Below are 16724 nucleotides of genomic sequence, written 5' to 3'. Positions count from 1 at the left end.
CACTTTCCGCCACTTGCGCACACTATAGGAATGCGCCCACCACACCGTCAAGGCGCGGATTAAAGGAAAACCCTTACAGAACGGAGATTTAGGAGCATAAAAGGAGGAGTAACGACAATTTGGCGGAGACTTTCGACCCATAACTTGATGCAGCACTGATAGCTGCGCTCGAAAGTTAAAGTAATTTGTTAAGAGTAAGATTTTTTCGGTATTACGAAAGCGCTTCTGCTGTTGATTGAAGCAAGGTGGGAAATGGCTATTACTGCGTGTGCCGCTGCCGAACTTTCAGAGCAGGCCTGCTGATATTACACAGCCCTGTTGCCAATGATTCAAGCAGGGAAAGAAAAAGGTGGAGAGTCGATCTGTAAGCCGGGTTCTGTCTTGAACAGTCATTCGTCTACGATGGCCATCACTGGACATCTTTAGCAACCTACCCGGTCCCAGCGCGGGCCACGCCTTGGGACCCTATTTGGTCTTGCTCCAAGTGGGGTTTACCTAGCCACGAACTGTTGCCAGACGTGCGGTGCGCTCTTACCGCACCTTTTCACCCTTACCGGCACCGAAGCGCTTAGGCGGTTATTTTCTGTGGCACTTTCCGTAGGCTCACGCCTCCCAGGCATTACCTGGCACTTCGCCCTATGGAGCCCGGACTTTCCTCCCCCCCCTAATTTTCATAGAGGGCAGCGACTGTCCGATCGACTCTCCGCCGCGAAGGTTAACGGCAGAGCGCCCGAAGAACAAGCGCTAAAAGCCTCAAGACCGCTATGGGCGACGGCTTACACGCCTTTCTGTTTATCCAGCGCAACCTGATACAGGACGTTTTTGCGTTCGCCAGTGATCTGCGCTGCCAGCGCGGCAGCACGCTTGAGCGGCATCTCTTCAAGCAACAGATCGAGGATGCGCATCGCTTCGCTGCTGACGGCGTCTTCGGACTCCGGCGCCGTCCAGCCAGCCACCAACACGACGCATTCGCCGCGCTGCTGATTGCTGTCCGACTCGACGAACGCGCGTAGCTCAGCCAGCGGCAGACCTTTTAGCGTCTCGAAGGTTTTGGTGATTTCCCGGGCGAGCAATGCCTGACGCTCACCGCCGAACACTGCTTCCATATCCTGCAGGCATTCAAGAATGCGGTGCGGTGCTTCATAGAAGATCAATGTACGCGGCTCTTCCCTGACGGCTTCCAGTCGCGCCTTGCGCCCGACCGATTTGGCCGGCAGAAAACCTTCGAAGATGAAGCGGTCGGACGGCAGACCGGCCGCCGACAGTGCGGCGATAAGGGCGCAGGCACCCGGCACCGGCACCACATTGATTCCAGCCGCACGAGCCTGCCGCACCAGGTGATAACCCGGATCGGAAATCAGCGGTGTCCCCGCATCGGAAATCAGCGCGACGTTATCGCCCGCCAGCAGACGGGTAATAAAGCGGCTACCCTCATCTCTTTCGTTATGTTCGTGACAGGCAGCCAGCGGCGTGCCAATCCCGAAGTGCTGCATCAGCCGCGCCGAGTGGCGGGTGTCTTCGGCAGCAATCAATGCCACTTCGCGGAGGATCTTCAGGGCCCGGGCGCTGATGTCGTCCAGGTTGCCGATGGGCGTCGCCACCACATAAAGCGAGCCAGCAGCGGAATTCAGGGAACCTGGAGCAGTCAAAGCGCACACCTCGTGATCGGTAAAAGCGGCCATTGTAGCGCGTCACGAGGCTTGCGATGCGCTCAAGCCGAACCCGGTTTTGCACGCCGTTGTGCGCCGCCGCAACATTTACTCCAGCTAAATTGTCCGTTTCACGCCACTAACATCGCGCCCCGGCCAGTGCTTGGGTACAATTCGACGCTAATTTGATCGAGTATCAGGAACACTTACATGATCGCTTGCCTGCGGCTGTTCACTGCCCTCTGCCTCGCTGCCCTGTTGGCGGCTTGCGCCAGCTCCCCTTCCTCCAGCCTTGGCGAACTTCCACGGACCCCGGATGCCAGCATCGAGCAACTGCTCGAACAGGCGACCCAGGCGAAAACCCCGGAAAAAGCCGCTCTGTTGCGCCTCAGCGCTGCAGATCTGGCTTACCGCCAGGGCAATGCCGGACAGTCCGCGCAAATCCTGCAACAAGTGCCGATGGAGCAACTGAAGCCAGGCCAGCAGATTTTCGCCAGCACCTTGAACGCTGAACTGGCGATGACTCGCAATCAGCCGAAAGCCGCGCTGACTGCCCTGAGCCATCCAAGCCTGCAACACCTGGGCGAAATGCCAGAAGAGCAGCAAGTGCGCACCGGCACCGTCCACGCCCGCGCCCTTGAGGCCGACGGCCAGACCCTGGCTGCTGCTCGCGAGCGCGTATTCATCGCACCGATGCTGCAAGGCGAAGCCGCGAGCAAGAACCACGAAGCCATCTGGACCCTGATCGGCTCGCTGCCAACTGATCAACTGCAACCCAACACCACCGACGACCTCGGCGGCTGGATGGGTCTGGCACTGGCTGTGAAATCTGCCGGCACACTGGAACAGCAGCAAGCCGCGATCGACACCTGGCGTGCACAGAATCCAAAGCACCCGGCCGCAATCAACCTGCCGCTGCCGCTGACCAAACTCAAGGAACTGGCCAGCCAGCCGCTGAGCAAAATCGCCCTGCTGCTGCCGCAAGATGGTCAGTTGGCAGCGGTCGGTAAAGCACTGCGCGAAGGCTTCATGGCTGCGCACTACCAGGCTCAACAGGCCGGGCAGAAACCGCCAGCGATCGAGTTCTACGACAGCTCCAAGCTGACCTCGATGGACGAGTTCTACCGCAAGGCTCAGGCTGACGGCGTGCAACTGGTCGTTGGCCCGCTGGAAAAACCACTGGTCAAACAACTGAGCACTCGCCCGCAACTGCCGATCACCACCCTCGCGCTGAACTACAGCGAAGGTGATCAAGGCCCGGCGCAACTGTTCCAGTTCGGTCTGGCCGCTGAAGACGAAGCCCGCGAAGTCTCGCGCCGCGCCCGTGCCGATGGCCTGCATCGCGCCGCCATCATGGTGCCGAAAGGCGAATGGGGCGACCGCGTCCTGCGTGCCTTCAGCCAGGACTGGCAGGCTAACGGTGGCAGCATCGTAGCGACCGAGCGTGTTGATCAGCCGGTGCAACTGGCCCAGCAAATCGCCGACATGTTCCAGCTGCGTCAAAGCGAAGCCCGCGCCAAGAGCCTGCAAAATGCCGCTGGCACCAACGTAGCCGCGCAGCCTTCGCGTCGTCAGGACATCGAGTTCATCTTCCTCGCTGCCACGCCGCAACAGGCACAGCAGATCAAGCCGACCCTGAACTTCCAGTACGCCGGTGACGTTCCCGTTTACGCGACTTCGCACGTTTACAGCGCCAGTGGCGACGTCAACCAGTACAACGACATGAACGGCATTCGCTTCTGCGAAACGCCGTGGCTGCTCGACAACAGCGATCCACTGCGTCAGCAAGTGGTTGCACAGTGGCCGCAAGCCGCCGGCAGCCTCGGCCGCCTGTACGCGATGGGTGTGGATGCCTATCGTCTGGCACCGCGCCTGGGTCAACTCAAAGCCCTGCCGGACAGCCGCATCGATGGTGAGTCGGGCAGCCTCGGCATGACCCAGACCCAGCGTGTTGTGCGTCAGTTGCCTTGGGCGCAGTTCGTCAGCGGCCAGGTACAGCGCCTGCCGGACACTCCGCGCTGATGCCCGACAGGTCACGCTCGCAAAGCGGCAAGGATGCCGAGCGCCAGGCGCTCGAGCATCTGCAACAACAAGGTCTGCGCCTGCTGGCGCAGAACTGGTTTTGTAAACGCGGCGAGCTTGATCTGGTCATGCTTGATGGCGATACAGTAGTATTCGTTGAAGTTCGCTACAGAAAAAACACTCAATGGGGTGGCGCGCTCGCTAGCATCGATGGGCGCAAGCAGCAGAAACTGATTTTCGCTGCACAGTATTTTCTTCAGCGCGAGTCGCGTTGGGCCAATTCCCCCTGCCGCTTCGACGTGGTGGCCATCGACAGCCATCCGGATCAGCTGAACTGGTTGCAGAATGCTTTCGACAGTTGATCGGCGGCGTTGCGACCCGGACAATCCCACCGACAAATTTTGCTCTTTGCTTTGCGGGCTGCACATTTATGTGCCGGACAGCCGCGCTACTTAAGGTCACACAGATGGACATGCAATCCCGAATTCGCCAGCTTTTCCAGGCCAGTATCGACACCAAGCAACAGGCGATGGACGTACTTGCACCGCACATCGAGCAAGCCAGCCAGATCATGGTCAACGCCCTGCTCAACGAAGGCAAAATGCTTTCGTGCGGCAATGGCGGCTCGGCCGGCGATGCCCAGCACTTCTCCTCCGAGCTGCTCAACCGCTTCGAGCGCGAGCGTCCGAGTCTGCCGGCGATCGCCCTGACCACCGACACCTCGACGATTACTTCGATCGCCAACGACTACAGCTACAACGAAGTATTCTCCAAACAGATCCGTGCGCTCGGTCAGCCAGGCGATGTCTTGCTGGCGATTTCGACCAGCGGCAACTCGGCGAACATTATTCAAGCGATCCAGGCCGCACATGATCGCGAAATGATTGTCGTAGCTATGACCGGACGCGATGGCGGCGGCATGGCGTCGCTGCTGTTGCCCGAGGACGTCGAGATTCGCGTACCGGCCAATGTCACTGCACGTATTCAAGAAGTCCACTTGCTGGCGATCCATTGCCTTTGCGATCTGATCGACAGCCAACTGTTCGGGAGTGAAGAATGACCCCTAATCGCCTTGGCCTTCTGGCCTTGACCCTGTGCCTCGGCATCAGCGGCTGCACCTCGGTGGTGAACGCCAGCCGTGAAGCACCGATCGACGACGATCGTGGCACCCGCACCTTCGGCAGCAAGATCGACGACTCGTTGATTGAAACCAAAGTGGGCGTGAACGTAGCCAAAGCCGACCCGGCCCTGGACAACGATTCGCACATCGTCGTCACCAGCTTCAACGGCGTCGTACTGCTGGCGGACCAAACACCTCGCGCAGACCTGAAAGCCAAAGCCGAACAGGCAGCAGCCGCGGTCCAACGGGTAAAAACCGTTCATAACGAACTGCAAGTCATACCGCCATCCGGTTTCCTGGCTCGCCAGAACGACACCTGGCTGACCTCCAAGATCAAGACGCAAATGCTCACCGACGCCAGCATCCCTGGCTCGCGCATCAAGGTCGTGACCGAGAACGGTATCGTCTACCTGCTGGGTCTGCTGACCAAACAGGAAGCCACTCAGGCAACCAATCTGGTTCAGGGTGTTTCCGGCGTGCAGAAAATCGTCAAGCTGTTCGAATACATCGACTGATACACGATCTCTGTAGGAGCTGCCGAAGGCTGCGATCCTTTGATCTTGCTTTTAAAAGATCAGGATCAAAAGATCGCAGCCTTCGGCAGCTCCTACGTAATAAAAAAGGCGATCCATCCGGATCGCCTTTTTTATTACTTCACCACTTTCAAACTAGGCCGGCCGCTAGGACGCGGTGGCTCACTGTCCGGTGGTGGCAAGTCGTCGTCCGACTCGATATCTTCTTCGTCATCCATCGGCGACTCGAGATCAAACACCATACCCTGACCGTTCTCCCGGGCGTAGATCCCCAGGATCGCGCTGATCGGCACGTACAAGCTGTGCGGGACACCACCGAAGCGACCTTCGAAGGTCACCACGTCGTTGTCCATGTGCAGATGACGCACAGCACTCGGCGAGATGTTCAGGACAATCTGCCCGTCACTGGCGAAACCTTGCGGTACCTGCACTGCCGGGTACTCGGAATTGACCAGCATGTGCGGGGTGCAATCGTTATCAACAATCCACTCGTAGAGCGCGCGGACCAGATAAGGTCGACTGGAGTTCATAGCGGCTCCTTAAGCCTTAGCGCATATCGCGTTCGACACCAGACAGACTCGCCTGGAAAGCCTCACGCGCAAACGAGCGCTCCATATAATCAAGCAGCGGCTTGGCTGGCCGCGGCAGTTCAATACCCAGAATCGGCAAACGCCAGAGTATTGGCAATAGGCAGCAATCCACCAGACTTTGTTCCTCACTGAGGAAAAACGGCTTGTCGGCAAACAATGGCGACACGCCCGTCAGGCTTTCACGCAATTCCTTGCGCGCCACGACTCGCGCGGCCTCCTTGGACTTGGGATCCAGAATCAGATCCACCAGACCACACCAGTCGCGCTGAATACGATGAATCAGCAGACGGCTGTTGGCACGCGCCACCGGGTAAACCGGCATCAACGGCGGGTGCGGGTAACGCTCATCCAGATATTCCATCACCACGGTCGACTCCCACAACGCCAGGTCACGATCGACCAGCGTTGGCAGACTGCCGTAAGGGTTTACCTCAATCAGTTTAGGCGGCTGGCGACCAGCTTCCACATAAATGATCTCGGCGCTGACACCCTTCTCTGCAAGCACAATGCGCACTCGGTGGGAATAGTGGTCGGCGGGGTCGGAGTAACAGGCCAACCGATTGGTCACGCCCATGGCGATCCTCCTCGCTTGTTGAAATTATCGGAACCGGAAAAACGCGCGCGCCCAGAGGGCGCCTCCCGCAACGTCTGGCTGACCAGAGTTGCGCTATCGGAGGCGCCCTTGGGCGCGCGCGATTAACAGCAATGCTTGAAGCGTATCAGTGCACGTCTTTCCAGTATTCACGCTTGAGCAGATAGGCGAACACAAAGAAGAACGCCAGGTACAGCAAGACATAAGTACCGATGCGCTGATGTTGCAGCTTAACCGGGTTAGCCGAGTAAGCCAGGAAGGTTACCAGATTCTTGACCTTCTCATCGAACTGCTCTTCGTTCAGAGCGCCAGTCTTCGGCACGATGACCAGTTGATCACACGCCTCATGCGTCAACGGCGTACCGGTCAGTGGGTCATATTGCTTCTTGCCGTCCTCGACGATCGGCACCTGCTTGCAGTCTATGATCTGACGACCTTGCAGACCGACCAGTACGTTAGGCATGCCGACGTTCGGGAAAACCTTGTTGTTTACGCCCCACGGACGTGCCGGATCTTCGTAGAACGACTTCAGGTAACCGTAAAGCCAGTCGGTGCCACGCACTCGCGCCACCAGGGTCAAATCCGGTGGTGCCGCGCCGAACCAGGTCTTGGCGTCAGCCGGCTGCATGCCAATGGTCATGTGATCGCCGATCTTGGCACCCGTGAACACCAGCTTCTCCAGCATCAGTTCGTGCGGCACACCGAGGTCATCGGCGACGCGCTCATAACGCTGGAACTTGGCGCTGTGGCAGCCCATGCAATAGTTGGCGAAGGTGCGCGCACCGTCCTGCAGGGCAGCTTTATCGGAGACATCAATGTCTACTTTTTCCAGCTCCGGACCACCGTGTTCAGCAGCGAACGACAGCACAGGCAACGCAGCAAAAATCAGAGCAAAAAATAACTTTTTCATCAGCCAGTCACCCTTTCCGGAACCGGTTTGGTCTTCTCGAGCCTGGTGTAGAACGGCATCAGAATGAAGTAGGCGAAGTACAGGAAGGTGCAGACCTGCGAGAGCAAGGTTCGCTCCGGTGTCGGAGCGAGAACACCGAGAACACCGAGAATCACGAACGAAATGCAGAACACCAGCAGCCAGATTTTGCTCAGCCAGCCTTTGTAGCGCATCGACTTGACCGGGCTGCGGTCAAGCCACGGCAGCACGAACAGCACCGCAATCGCCGCCCCCATGGCGATAACGCCCATGAGTTTGTCAGGGATCGCACGCAGGATTGCGTAGAACGGTGTGAAGTACCAAACCGGCGCAATATGCTCTGGTGTCTTGAACGGGTTAGCTTGCTCGAAGTTTGGTTTTTCGAGGAAGTAGCCGCCCATTTCCGGGAAGAAGAACACAATAAAGCAGAAGATAAACAGGAACACCACGACACCGACAATGTCTTTCACGGTGTAGTACGGATGGAAGGCAATGCCGTCCAGCGGGATGCCGTTTTCGTCCTTGTGCTTCTTGATGTCGACGCCGTCAGGGTTGTTCGAACCCACTTCGTGCAACGCCAGAATATGCAGCACCACCAAGCCGAGAATCACAATCGGCAGTGCGACAACGTGCAAGGCAAAGAAGCGGTTCAGGGTGATTCCGGAGATCAGATAGTCACCACGAATCCACTGGGTCAGGTCGTTGCCGATGACCGGAATCGCACCGAACAACGAAATGATCACCTGGGCGCCCCAGTAGGACATCTGACCCCATGGCAGCAGGTAACCCATGAACGCTTCAGCCATCAGCGCCAGGTAGATCAGCATGCCGAACACCCAGACCAGCTCGCGCGGCTTCTGGTACGAGCCGTAAAGCAAGCCCCGGAACATGTGCAGATAAACCACGATGAAGAACGCTGAAGCGCCGGTCGAGTGCAGCAGACGCAGGATCGAGCCGTACTCGACGTCACGCATGATGTATTCAACGGAGGCGAAGGCTTCTTCTGCCGACGGCGTGTAACTCATCGTCAGCCAGACACCGGTGACGATCTGATTCACCAGCACCAGCAGCGCCAGAGAGCCAAAGAAATAGAAGAAGTTGAAGTTTTTCGGAGCGTAATACTTGCTGAGATGGTCTTCCCACATTTTGGTCGCAGGAAAGCGCGCATCAACCCAATCCATGAACTTGCTCATCACGCTTTCTCCGTATCGACGCCAATGACAATCAGGTCATCGGTCTCATAGGAATGCGGGGGAACTGGCAGGTTCAAAGGCGCAGGTTGCGACTTGTAGACGCGGCCAGCCAGATCGTAGTGGGAACCGTGGCAAGGGCAGAAATAGCCACCGACCCAGTCTTTACCGAGATCCGCAGGTGCCACTTCGGGACGGAAGGTTGGTGAGCAGCCCAGGTGTGTGCAGATTCCGATCAGCAGCAGAATTTCCGGCTTGATCGAGCGCACTTCAGGGTCGACATAGGTGGGTTGCGTGGAGTTTTTGGAGGTTGGATCGGAGAGCTGGCCCTCGATCTTCTTGAGATTCCCCAGGATTTCCGCAGTACGGCGGACAATGAACACCGGCTGGCCGCGCCACTCAGCAATCATCTGCTGTCCTGGTTCGATTTTGCTAATATTCACTTTCACCGGTGCACCGGCGGCTTTCGCCTTGGCACTGGGAAACCATGACCCCACGAACGGGACCGCAGCCCCCACCGCTCCTGCAGCACCCACCACGGATGTGGCTGCTACCAAGAAGCGACGCCGGCCTGCATTCACGCCGTCATTGCTCATTCAGTCCTCTCCCATCAGCTTTTGTGGCCTGTTAAATCAGGCATCTACTAAATAAATCAAATGCTACTTATAAAAATTTTGCCGAATGGTAATGAAAAGCCCCAATTCTGACAAGGGAATTACCCGGAGCTCTTACCCTCAAGCCTTGCAGTATAGGGGGTCTACGGAAGTGGCAAGTTGTCGCAGCGCAATTCTTTGATAAATCGCAGGCATAAAAAAACGCCCGCTTCCATGAGGAGGCGGGCGTTCTTTTTGAACGCGGAAGCGGAATTAACGCTTCGAGTACTGCGGACGCTTACGCGCTTTACGCAGACCAACTTTCTTACGTTCAACTTCACGGGCATCGCGAGTAACGAAGCCAGCTTTGCGCAGAGCGCCACGCAGGGTTTCATCGTAGTCCATCAGAGCGCGAGTGATGCCGTGGCGGATTGCGCCAGCTTGACCACTTACACCACCACCGATCACGGTGACGTAGATGTCGAACTTCTCGACAGTCTCAGTCAGCTCCAGCGGCTGGCGAACTACCATGCGGGCAGTTTCACGGCCGAAGAAGTTTTCCAGCGAACGGTTGTTGATGGAGATGTTACCAGTACCCGGACGCAGGAAAACGCGTGCGGTTGCGGTCTTGCGACGGCCAGTGCCGTAATTTTGAGTCGCCGACATAATGTACTATTCCGTTAAAACTTCAGTTCTTGGGGCTGCTGAGCAGTATGTGGGTGTGCAGCGCCCGCATAGACTTTCAGCTTACGGTACATGTCGCGACCCAGTGGGTTTTTAGGCAGCATGCCTTTAACCGCGGTCTCGATCACGCGCTCAGGGGCTTTAGCGATCAGCTTTTCAAAGTTGATCGACTTGATGCCGCCCGGAAAACCGGAGTGGGAGTAGTACATTTTGTCAGTGGTTTTAGCACCGGTAACACGAATCTGCTCAGCATTGATTACGACGATGTAGTCGCCGGTATCAACGTGAGGAGTGTACTCAGGCTTGTGCTTGCCACGCAGACGGCTCGCGATTTCGGTGGCCAGACGACCCAGGGTCTGACCAGCAGCGTCGACGACAAACCAGTCGCGCTTTACTGTTTCCGGTTTAGCAGTAAAAGTTTTCATTCTTTATAGCCTCAGGGGCCGCCCTGTAAATTAGACGGCGGATCTTACTGAATAGTGCGTACTTTGACAAGTCAAAGGCAGCCGGATACAGACGCTTTCGGGGGCTCGGGTCGGCGCGTCCGTTCAACGGCAAGATTCTTCGGCGGCGGCGCATCACTTCCACTGCAGAAAGAGGTCGGCAATTATGCAGATTGCGAAAAATATTTCAACCTGCTTTTATGATTGTTTTGCCCAAGGAGCACCTGATGGACTATCGCCAGCTAGGCCGTACCGACCTGAACGTGAGTGCAATCTGCCTCGGCACCATGACCTGGGGCGAGCAAAACACTGAAGCTGAAGCCTTCGCGCAGATCGAACGGGCCAAGGAAGCCGGGATCAATTTTATCGACACCGCCGAGATGTACCCGGTGCCGCCGAAAGCCGAAACCTATGCCACCACCGAGCGCTATATCGGCAATTACTTCAAAAGTCGCGGCGATCGCGCCGACTGGATACTCGCCAGCAAGATTGCCGGTCCCGGCAACACCATCGACTACATCCGCGACAAAAACCTGCGCCATAACCGTCAGCACATCACCGCAGCGGTGGATGCCAGCCTCGAGCGCCTGCAAACCGACTACATCGATCTGTATCAATTGCACTGGCCGGAGCGCAGCACCAACTTTTTCGGACAACTGGGCTACAAGCACAAGATCGAATCCAACCTGACGCCGCTCGAAGACACCCTCGAAGCACTCGACGAACAAGTAAAAGCCGGCAAAATCCGCCACATCGGCCTGTCTAACGAAACGCCGTGGGGCACCATGCGTTTTCTCGCACTGGCAGAAGCCCGTGGCTGGCCGCGCGCGGTGTCGATCCAGAACCCGTACAACCTGCTCAACCGCAGCTTTGAAGTGGGCCTGGCGGAGATCGCCATCCGCGAACAGTGCGGCCTACTGGCCTATTCGCCGCTGGCGTTTGGTTTCCTCTCAGGCAAGTACGAGGGTGGCGCGCGTCCGCCGAAAGGACGCCTGAGCCTCTACAGTCGCTTCAGCCGCTATTTCAATGCGCAGTCGGAAGCAGCATGCAGCCGCTATGTTGCACTGGCCCGTGAACATGGCCTGGATCCGGCGCAAATGGCGCTGGCGTTCGTGACGCAGCAACCGTTTGTCACCAGCAACATCATTGGGGCGACGACGCTTGAGCAACTGGACAGCAACATTGCCAGTTTTGATCTGAAGCTGTCGGATGAAGTACTGGAAGGGATTGAGGCGATTCACAAGGATCATCCGAATCCTGCGCCTTGATTCAACGCTAAAAGCTTCGCGAGCAGGCTCGCTCCCACAGGTACGGTGATCCACTGTGGGGGCGAGCCTGCTCGCGAAGAGGCCTGCCAATGCAGCGAAGATCAAAGCGACCGCGCAATGATCTCCTTCATGATTTCATTGGTGCCGGCATAGATCCGTTGCACCCGCGCATCCGCCCACGCCCGGGCCACCGGGTATTCCCACATGAAGCCGTAGCCGCCATGCAACTGCACGCACTCGTCGAGCACCTTGCATTGCAGATCCGTACCCCAGTATTTGGCCATCGCCGCTGTCGGCACATCCAGCTTGCCTTGCAGGTGCAGCTCCAGACATTTATCGACGAACACCCGGCCGATCTGAATTTCCGTGGCCATCTCTGCGAGCTTGAAGCGAGTGTTCTGGAAGTCGGCAATCGCCTTGCCGAAGGCCTTGCGATCGCGGGTGTAATCAAGCGTCCACCGCAAAGCCGCTTCGGCCGAGGCCAGGCCACCGATCGCCACTGTCAGACGTTCCTGTGGCAACTCCTGCATCAGATAAGCGAAGCCTGCCCCAGCTTGTCCCAGAAGGTTCTCCTTGGGCACACGCACATCCTGAAAGAACAACTCGGAGGTGTCCTGGGCCTTCATGCCGACCTTCTCCAGACGCTTGCCCTTGTCGAAGCCCGGCGTATTCGCTTCCACCAGAAACAGGCTGGTGCCCTTGGCGCCGGCCTTCGGGTCGGTCTTGGCGACGACGATCACCAGATCCGCGAGAAAGCCATTGGTGATAAAGGTTTTCGAACCGTTGATCACATATTCATCACCGTCCAGCACAGCGGTGGTCTTCACGCCTTGCAGGTCGGAACCGGCGCCCGGTTCGGTCATGGCAATGGCCGTGACCATCTCGCCGGAGACCAGTTTCGGCAGGTATTTGTGCTTCAGCGCTTCGCTGCCGTAATGCAGGATGTACGGCGCGACAATGTCCGAGTGCAGCGAAAAGCCGATCCCGGTCAAACCCAATCTACCGACCTCCTCGATCACCACAGCGCTGTAAAGAAAGTCCGCCCCCAACCCGCCGTACTCTTCCGGCAGGTGCGAGCAGAGCATCCCCGCCTCGCCTGCCTTGTTCCACAGTTTGCGGTCGATATAGCCTTGTTTCTCCCATTGCGCATGGAACGGCACCGCCTCTTTCTCAAGGAAGGTTCGTACGCTGTCGCGAAACAATTCGTGCTCGGAGCTGAACAAGGTTCTGGGGATCATGCGGCACCTTTCTTTGTTGTTGGAGGAGATGACCTTCAGAGACTAAGCCTCCCCTCTGACACAGGACACTGGACACATCCGACAAAAAATAAGACGATCCAGCCGTCTGGTGACCACTTTCCCTTATAAAAACAAAACAAAAGTTGAATTATGTCCAAGCAAGTCTCCACGCCCTTGCGGCGCGTCAGCATCCTGGCAATCGACCGGGTTTTCGCCTCCACTCTCATGCAAGCCAAGGATTTCTTCCATCTGGCCAGCCTGCGGTATGGCAAACAACTGGGCCACGGCCTGACACCGGCATTCGAAACACGCCTGGTCAGCCCCGACGGCAAACCGGTGAACAGTTTCAGTGACGTTGTGATGCCGGTCGACGGCGGCCTGGAAAACGCCGACGTCATTATCCTCCCGGCGTTCTGGGACGATTTCGACACGCTGTGCAGCCGTTATCCACAGGTCCTGCCGTGGCTGCGTGAACAGCACGCCCGTGGCGCGGTGTTGTGCGGCGAAGCCACCGGGGTGTTCTGGCTGGCCGAGGCCGGTCTGCTCAACGGCAAGGAAGCGACCACCTACTGGCGTTTCTTCAACGCATTTGCCGAGCGTTTCCCCAGGGTCTACCTCAACCAGGACAAGCACCTGACCGACGCCGACAACCTGTACTGCGCCGGCGGCACCACGTCAGCCTGCGACCTGTACATCTACTTGATCGAGCGCTTCTGCGGGGCCAACGTCGCCCAAGCGGTGGCGCGCGACATTCTCTATGAAGTGCAGCGCAGCTATTCGCCGGGACGCATCGGTTTTGGTGGGCAGAAGCTGCACCAGGATGTGATCATCCTGCAGATCCAGCACTGGCTCGAAGAGCATTTCGCCGACAAGTTCCGCTTCGAAGACGTCGCTCGCGAGCACGGCATGAGCATCCGCAACTTCATGCGGCGCTTCCAGACCGCTACCGGCGACAAGCCACTGCATTACTTGCAACGGCTGCGTATCGAGACCGCGAAAGGCTTGCTGTCCGGCAGCCGCAAAAGCATCAAGACCATCAGTTATGAGGTCGGCTACGACGATGCGAGCTTCTTTGCGCGGTTGTTCCGCCAGCACACGGAGCTGTCGCCGAATCAGTATCGGCAGCAGTTTCAGCAGGCTGCGTAGCCCTCTGCCCATACACAAACCCATGTAGGAGTGAGCCTGCTCGCGATTGCGTCCGTCCATGCAGTACTTATGTGACTGATCCACCGCTATCGCGAGCAGGCTCACTCCTACAGGGTATTGCGGTGAATTCTGGATATAAAAAAAGGGCCTGCAATTGCAGGCCCTTTTTTTGTCTCGCAAAATTGTTTAAGGCTTGTGCGCCCGCGACAGGAATTCGTGGGACTGCATTTCCAACAGTCGGCTCAGCGTGCGCTGGAACTCGAAGTTCAAACGGCCGCCGGTGTACAGATCCTTCAGCTCGACTTCAGCGGAAATGATCAGTTTCACGTTACGGTCGTAGAACTCGTCGACCATGTTGATGAAGCGGCGGGCGATGTCGTCGGTGGTGACGCTCATCTGCTCGACACCGCTGAGCAGCACGGCGTGGAAGATCTTGCCCAGTTCGATGTAGTCGTTCTGGCTACGCGGGCCGTCGCACAGTTCGCGGAAGTCGAACCAGGCCACGTCATCGCAGGTGCGCAGGGCACGGATCTCGCGGTTTTCGATCATCAGCACGTCGTTCTCGACCGCTGCGGTGCACTCTGGCGTCAGTGCCTTGAAGCTCTTGCGCAGACTTTCGTGAGCGGCTTCGTCGAGCGGATAGTGGAACAGTTCCGCTTGTTCGAGGTGGCGCAGACGGTAGTCGACGCCACTGTCGACGTTGACGATCTCGGTGTTCTGTTTGATCAGCGCAATCGCCGGCAAGAAACGCGCGCGTTGCAGGCCGTCCTTGTACAGACCGTCCGGAACGATGTTCGAGGTCGCGACCAGGGTCACGCCGTTCTTGAACAGTTCTTCCATCAGCGTGCCGAGGATCATCGCGTCGGTGATGTCGGAGACGAAGAATTCATCGAAGCAGATCACCCGCGACTCGGTCGCGAAGCGCTTGGCGATGATGGTCAGCGGGTTTTTCTCGCCGCCGAGGGTTTTCATCTCTTCGTGCACGCGCTTCATGAAGCGGTGGAAGTGGGTGCGGGTCTTTTCCTTGAACGGCAGCGCTTCAAAGAAGGTGTCGACCAGGTAAGTTTTGCCGCGACCTACGCCGCCCCAGAAATACAGACCTTTGACCGGCGTCTGATCTTTTTTGCCGAACAGTTTGCTCAGCAGACCCGGCTTGCTCTGATCGGCGGCGATCAGATCGTCGTACAGGCGCTGCAAATGACGCACAGCGGTTTCCTGCGCGGCGTCATGGAAGAAATCCGGGCGTTTCAGATCAGCTTGGTATCGTTCTAGGGGCGTCATAATTCGTTAGCAAGGCAACAAAAACGGGCCGTCACTGTAGCGATGGCCCGTGGGAATGGCAATCGGCCCTTGGTCGGACCGTGCCGCCGATTAGTCCTGAACCGGGGTCAGCGCGACGCGCAGAGCCTCGATGGCCGCATCCCGCGCAGCATCGTCGGCGAATGCCGGGCTGTCGCCAACGCACTCGCCTTCCAGCCACACGCTGAAGCTCAGGTCTTCGCTGCGCACGTCCAGCGGCTGGCCGGATTGCAGTTGCTTGGTCACATGCCCGGCGGTTTTGCCGTCGGCGAAGTTGCGCGACAACAGCAGTTGCTCGCCATCGGCCGCCAACAGACGGAAACGGAAGCTGCCATCGTCTTCGCGGAAGCTGACGAAACGCGCGGCTTTCGCGGCTTTCTTCTTGGTGGTCGCAGCAACCTGAACCTGATTGACGAAAGAGCGCAGGCCAACGGCTTCGCGCAGTTCGTTGAGGAACGGCGTTGCCACGGCGCGGGCCTTCCTGGCGCCGATCTGCAGGATGTCTTCCAGATCTGCCGGACGTTCGATCAACTGGTGATACTTGTCGCGCGCTTCGCCGAGATCGTTGTCGAGCAACTGGAACAGACGGTTCTTCGCCTCGCCCCAACCCAGACCGCCGAGCAATTCGCTACGGAATTCGTCAGCCTGCGCCGGTGTGGCGAAAGCCTGGAACAGCGTAAACAAGTGCGAGTTGTCCGGATCTTTCGCTTCGCCTGGCGCTTTGGAGTCAGTGACGATCCGCGAAATCGCGTCCTTCATCTCTTTGGCGCTGGAGAATAACGGGATGGTGTTGTCGTAGCTCTTCGACATCTTGCGACCGTCGAGGCCCGGCAACGTCGCCACGCTCTCTTCAATCAGCGCTTCGGGCATGGTGAAGAATTCTTTGCCCTGACCGAACAGGTGGTTGAAGCGCTGGCCGATATCGCGGGCCATTTCCACGTGCTGGATCTGGTCGCGACCGACCGGCACCTTGTGCGCGTTGAACATCAGGATGTCCGCGGCCATCAGCACCGGGTAGCTGTAGAGGCCCATGGTGATGCCGGCATCCGGGTCTTCACCGGTTTCGACGTTCTTGTCCACCGAGGCCTTGTAAGCGTGCGCACGGTTGAGCAGGCCCTTGGCGGCAACGCAGGTCAGCAGCCAGGTCAGCTCAGGGATTTCCGGGATGTCGGACTGGCGGTAAAAGGTCACACGGTCGACATCGAGGCCACCGGCCAGCCAGGTCGCAGCGATTTCCAGACGCGAGCGCTGGATGCGCAGCGGGTCATCGCATTTGATCAAGGCGTGGTAGTCGGCCAGGAAATAGAACGAATCGGCATTGCTGTCGCGGCTGGCGAGTATCGCCGGGCGGATGGCGCCGGCGTAGTTGCCCAGGTGTGGCGTGCCGGTGGTGGTGATGCCGGTGAGGATACGGGTACGGTTCGTCATG

At 58.0% G+C, this 16724-nt stretch carries 17 protein-coding genes and 1 other RNA gene; 6 read left to right on the top strand and 12 right to left on the bottom strand.

Translation table 11 applies throughout. The annotated features are described in order from the left end of the window. Window positions 1-349 precede the first annotated feature (349 nt). Window positions 350-703: RNase P RNA component class A (gene rnpB, locus ACOYXE_RS27925), an RNA gene on the bottom strand. 73 nt (window positions 704-776) lie between these two features. Further along, window positions 777-1682, bottom strand: a complete 906-nt coding sequence (gene rsmI, locus ACOYXE_RS27920) for a 16S rRNA (cytidine(1402)-2'-O)-methyltransferase (protein ID WP_160059351.1) — start codon at window positions 1680-1682, stop codon at window positions 777-779. Between the two features lie 177 nt (window positions 1683-1859). On the opposite strand from rsmI, the gene ACOYXE_RS27915 reads away from it, so the two are divergent. The 4 genes from ACOYXE_RS27915 (at window position 1860) to ACOYXE_RS27900 (ending at window position 5306) form a co-directional block, all read left to right on the top strand. After that, the gene (locus ACOYXE_RS27915; protein WP_016985144.1) at window positions 1860-3671 is read left to right on the top strand and encodes a penicillin-binding protein activator; all 1812 of its coding nucleotides are present in this window, start codon (window positions 1860-1862) and stop codon (window positions 3669-3671) included. Next, window positions 3671-4033: a YraN family protein gene (locus ACOYXE_RS27910; protein ID WP_034156479.1), complete on the top strand. Its 363-nt coding sequence runs from the start codon at window positions 3671-3673 to the stop codon at window positions 4031-4033. Before ACOYXE_RS27915 ends, ACOYXE_RS27910 begins: the two co-directional genes overlap by 1 nt. Before the next feature lie 104 nt (window positions 4034-4137). Then, window positions 4138-4731: a phosphoheptose isomerase gene (locus ACOYXE_RS27905; protein WP_007917022.1), complete on the top strand. Its 594-nt coding sequence runs from the start codon at window positions 4138-4140 to the stop codon at window positions 4729-4731. Next, entirely contained in the window at window positions 4728-5306 is a 579-nt protein-coding gene (locus ACOYXE_RS27900) for a BON domain-containing protein (protein WP_460927050.1), read from the top strand. Before ACOYXE_RS27905 ends, ACOYXE_RS27900 begins: the two co-directional genes overlap by 4 nt. Before the next feature lie 134 nt (window positions 5307-5440). On the opposite strand, the gene ACOYXE_RS27895 is transcribed toward ACOYXE_RS27900, so the two are convergent. The 7 genes from ACOYXE_RS27895 to rplM form a co-directional block, all read right to left on the bottom strand. Further along, the gene (locus tag ACOYXE_RS27895; RefSeq protein WP_460927048.1) at window positions 5441-5854 is read right to left on the bottom strand and encodes a ClpXP protease specificity-enhancing factor; all 414 of its coding nucleotides are present in this window, start codon (window positions 5852-5854) and stop codon (window positions 5441-5443) included. A gap of 16 nt (window positions 5855-5870) precedes the next feature. Then, complete coding sequence (locus ACOYXE_RS27890) at window positions 5871-6488, bottom strand: glutathione S-transferase N-terminal domain-containing protein (RefSeq protein ID WP_007917025.1); 618 nt, start codon at window positions 6486-6488, stop codon at window positions 5871-5873. 145 nt (window positions 6489-6633) lie between these two features. Beyond that, complete coding sequence (locus ACOYXE_RS27885; protein WP_405122892.1) at window positions 6634-7416, bottom strand: cytochrome c1; 783 nt, start codon at window positions 7414-7416, stop codon at window positions 6634-6636. Continuing rightward, on the bottom strand, window positions 7416-8627 hold the full coding sequence (locus ACOYXE_RS27880) for a cytochrome b (protein WP_034156481.1): 1212 nt from the start codon (window positions 8625-8627) through the stop codon (window positions 7416-7418). Before ACOYXE_RS27880 ends, ACOYXE_RS27885 begins: the two co-directional genes overlap by 1 nt. Beyond that, window positions 8627-9220 carry a ubiquinol-cytochrome c reductase iron-sulfur subunit gene (gene petA, locus ACOYXE_RS27875; RefSeq protein WP_160059354.1) on the bottom strand — a complete coding sequence of 198 codons (594 nt, stop codon included), beginning with the start codon at window positions 9218-9220 and terminating at the stop codon, window positions 8627-8629. The genes ACOYXE_RS27880 and petA overlap by 1 nt, the downstream gene beginning before the upstream one ends. 270 nt (window positions 9221-9490) lie before the next feature. After that, on the bottom strand, window positions 9491-9883 hold the full coding sequence (gene rpsI, locus ACOYXE_RS27870) for a 30S ribosomal protein S9 (RefSeq protein WP_008080273.1): 393 nt from the start codon (window positions 9881-9883) through the stop codon (window positions 9491-9493). 14 nt (window positions 9884-9897) lie between these two features. Then, window positions 9898-10326, bottom strand: a complete 429-nt coding sequence (gene rplM / locus ACOYXE_RS27865) for a 50S ribosomal protein L13 (RefSeq protein ID WP_007917032.1) — start codon at window positions 10324-10326, stop codon at window positions 9898-9900. 245 nt (window positions 10327-10571) lie between these two features. Here rplM and ACOYXE_RS27860 point away from each other — a divergent pair, with 245 nt between their 5' ends. Continuing rightward, a complete protein-coding gene (locus tag ACOYXE_RS27860) occupies window positions 10572-11612 on the top strand; it encodes an NADP(H)-dependent aldo-keto reductase (RefSeq protein WP_160059355.1) in 1041 nt (346 codons plus the stop codon). A gap of 101 nt (window positions 11613-11713) precedes the next feature. Here ACOYXE_RS27860 and ACOYXE_RS27855 read toward each other — a convergent pair whose 3' ends face one another. Next, the gene (locus ACOYXE_RS27855; RefSeq protein WP_160059356.1) at window positions 11714-12850 is read right to left on the bottom strand and encodes an acyl-CoA dehydrogenase family protein; all 1137 of its coding nucleotides are present in this window, start codon (window positions 12848-12850) and stop codon (window positions 11714-11716) included. A 249-nt stretch (window positions 12851-13099) separates the two neighbouring features. Here ACOYXE_RS27855 and ACOYXE_RS27850 point away from each other — a divergent pair, with 249 nt between their 5' ends. Next, a complete protein-coding gene (locus ACOYXE_RS27850) occupies window positions 13100-13996 on the top strand; it encodes a GlxA family transcriptional regulator (RefSeq protein WP_174823981.1) in 897 nt (298 codons plus the stop codon). A gap of 186 nt (window positions 13997-14182) precedes the next feature. On the opposite strand, the gene zapE is transcribed toward ACOYXE_RS27850, so the two are convergent. Both zapE and ACOYXE_RS27840 read right to left on the bottom strand, forming a co-directional pair. Further along, window positions 14183-15277: a cell division protein ZapE gene (gene zapE, locus ACOYXE_RS27845; RefSeq protein WP_160059358.1), complete on the bottom strand. Its 1095-nt coding sequence runs from the start codon at window positions 15275-15277 to the stop codon at window positions 14183-14185. Between the two features lie 90 nt (window positions 15278-15367). Continuing rightward, on the bottom strand, window positions 15368-16723 hold the full coding sequence (locus tag ACOYXE_RS27840; protein ID WP_460927041.1) for a tryptophan--tRNA ligase: 1356 nt from the start codon (window positions 16721-16723) through the stop codon (window positions 15368-15370). Window position 16724: the final 1 nt, after the last annotated feature.

It is taken from the genome of Pseudomonas sp. MC6 (genome assembly GCF_054790575.1).
The sequence above is the reverse complement of the archived record's forward strand: the minus strand, read 5'-3'. Positions and strand labels throughout refer to the sequence as shown.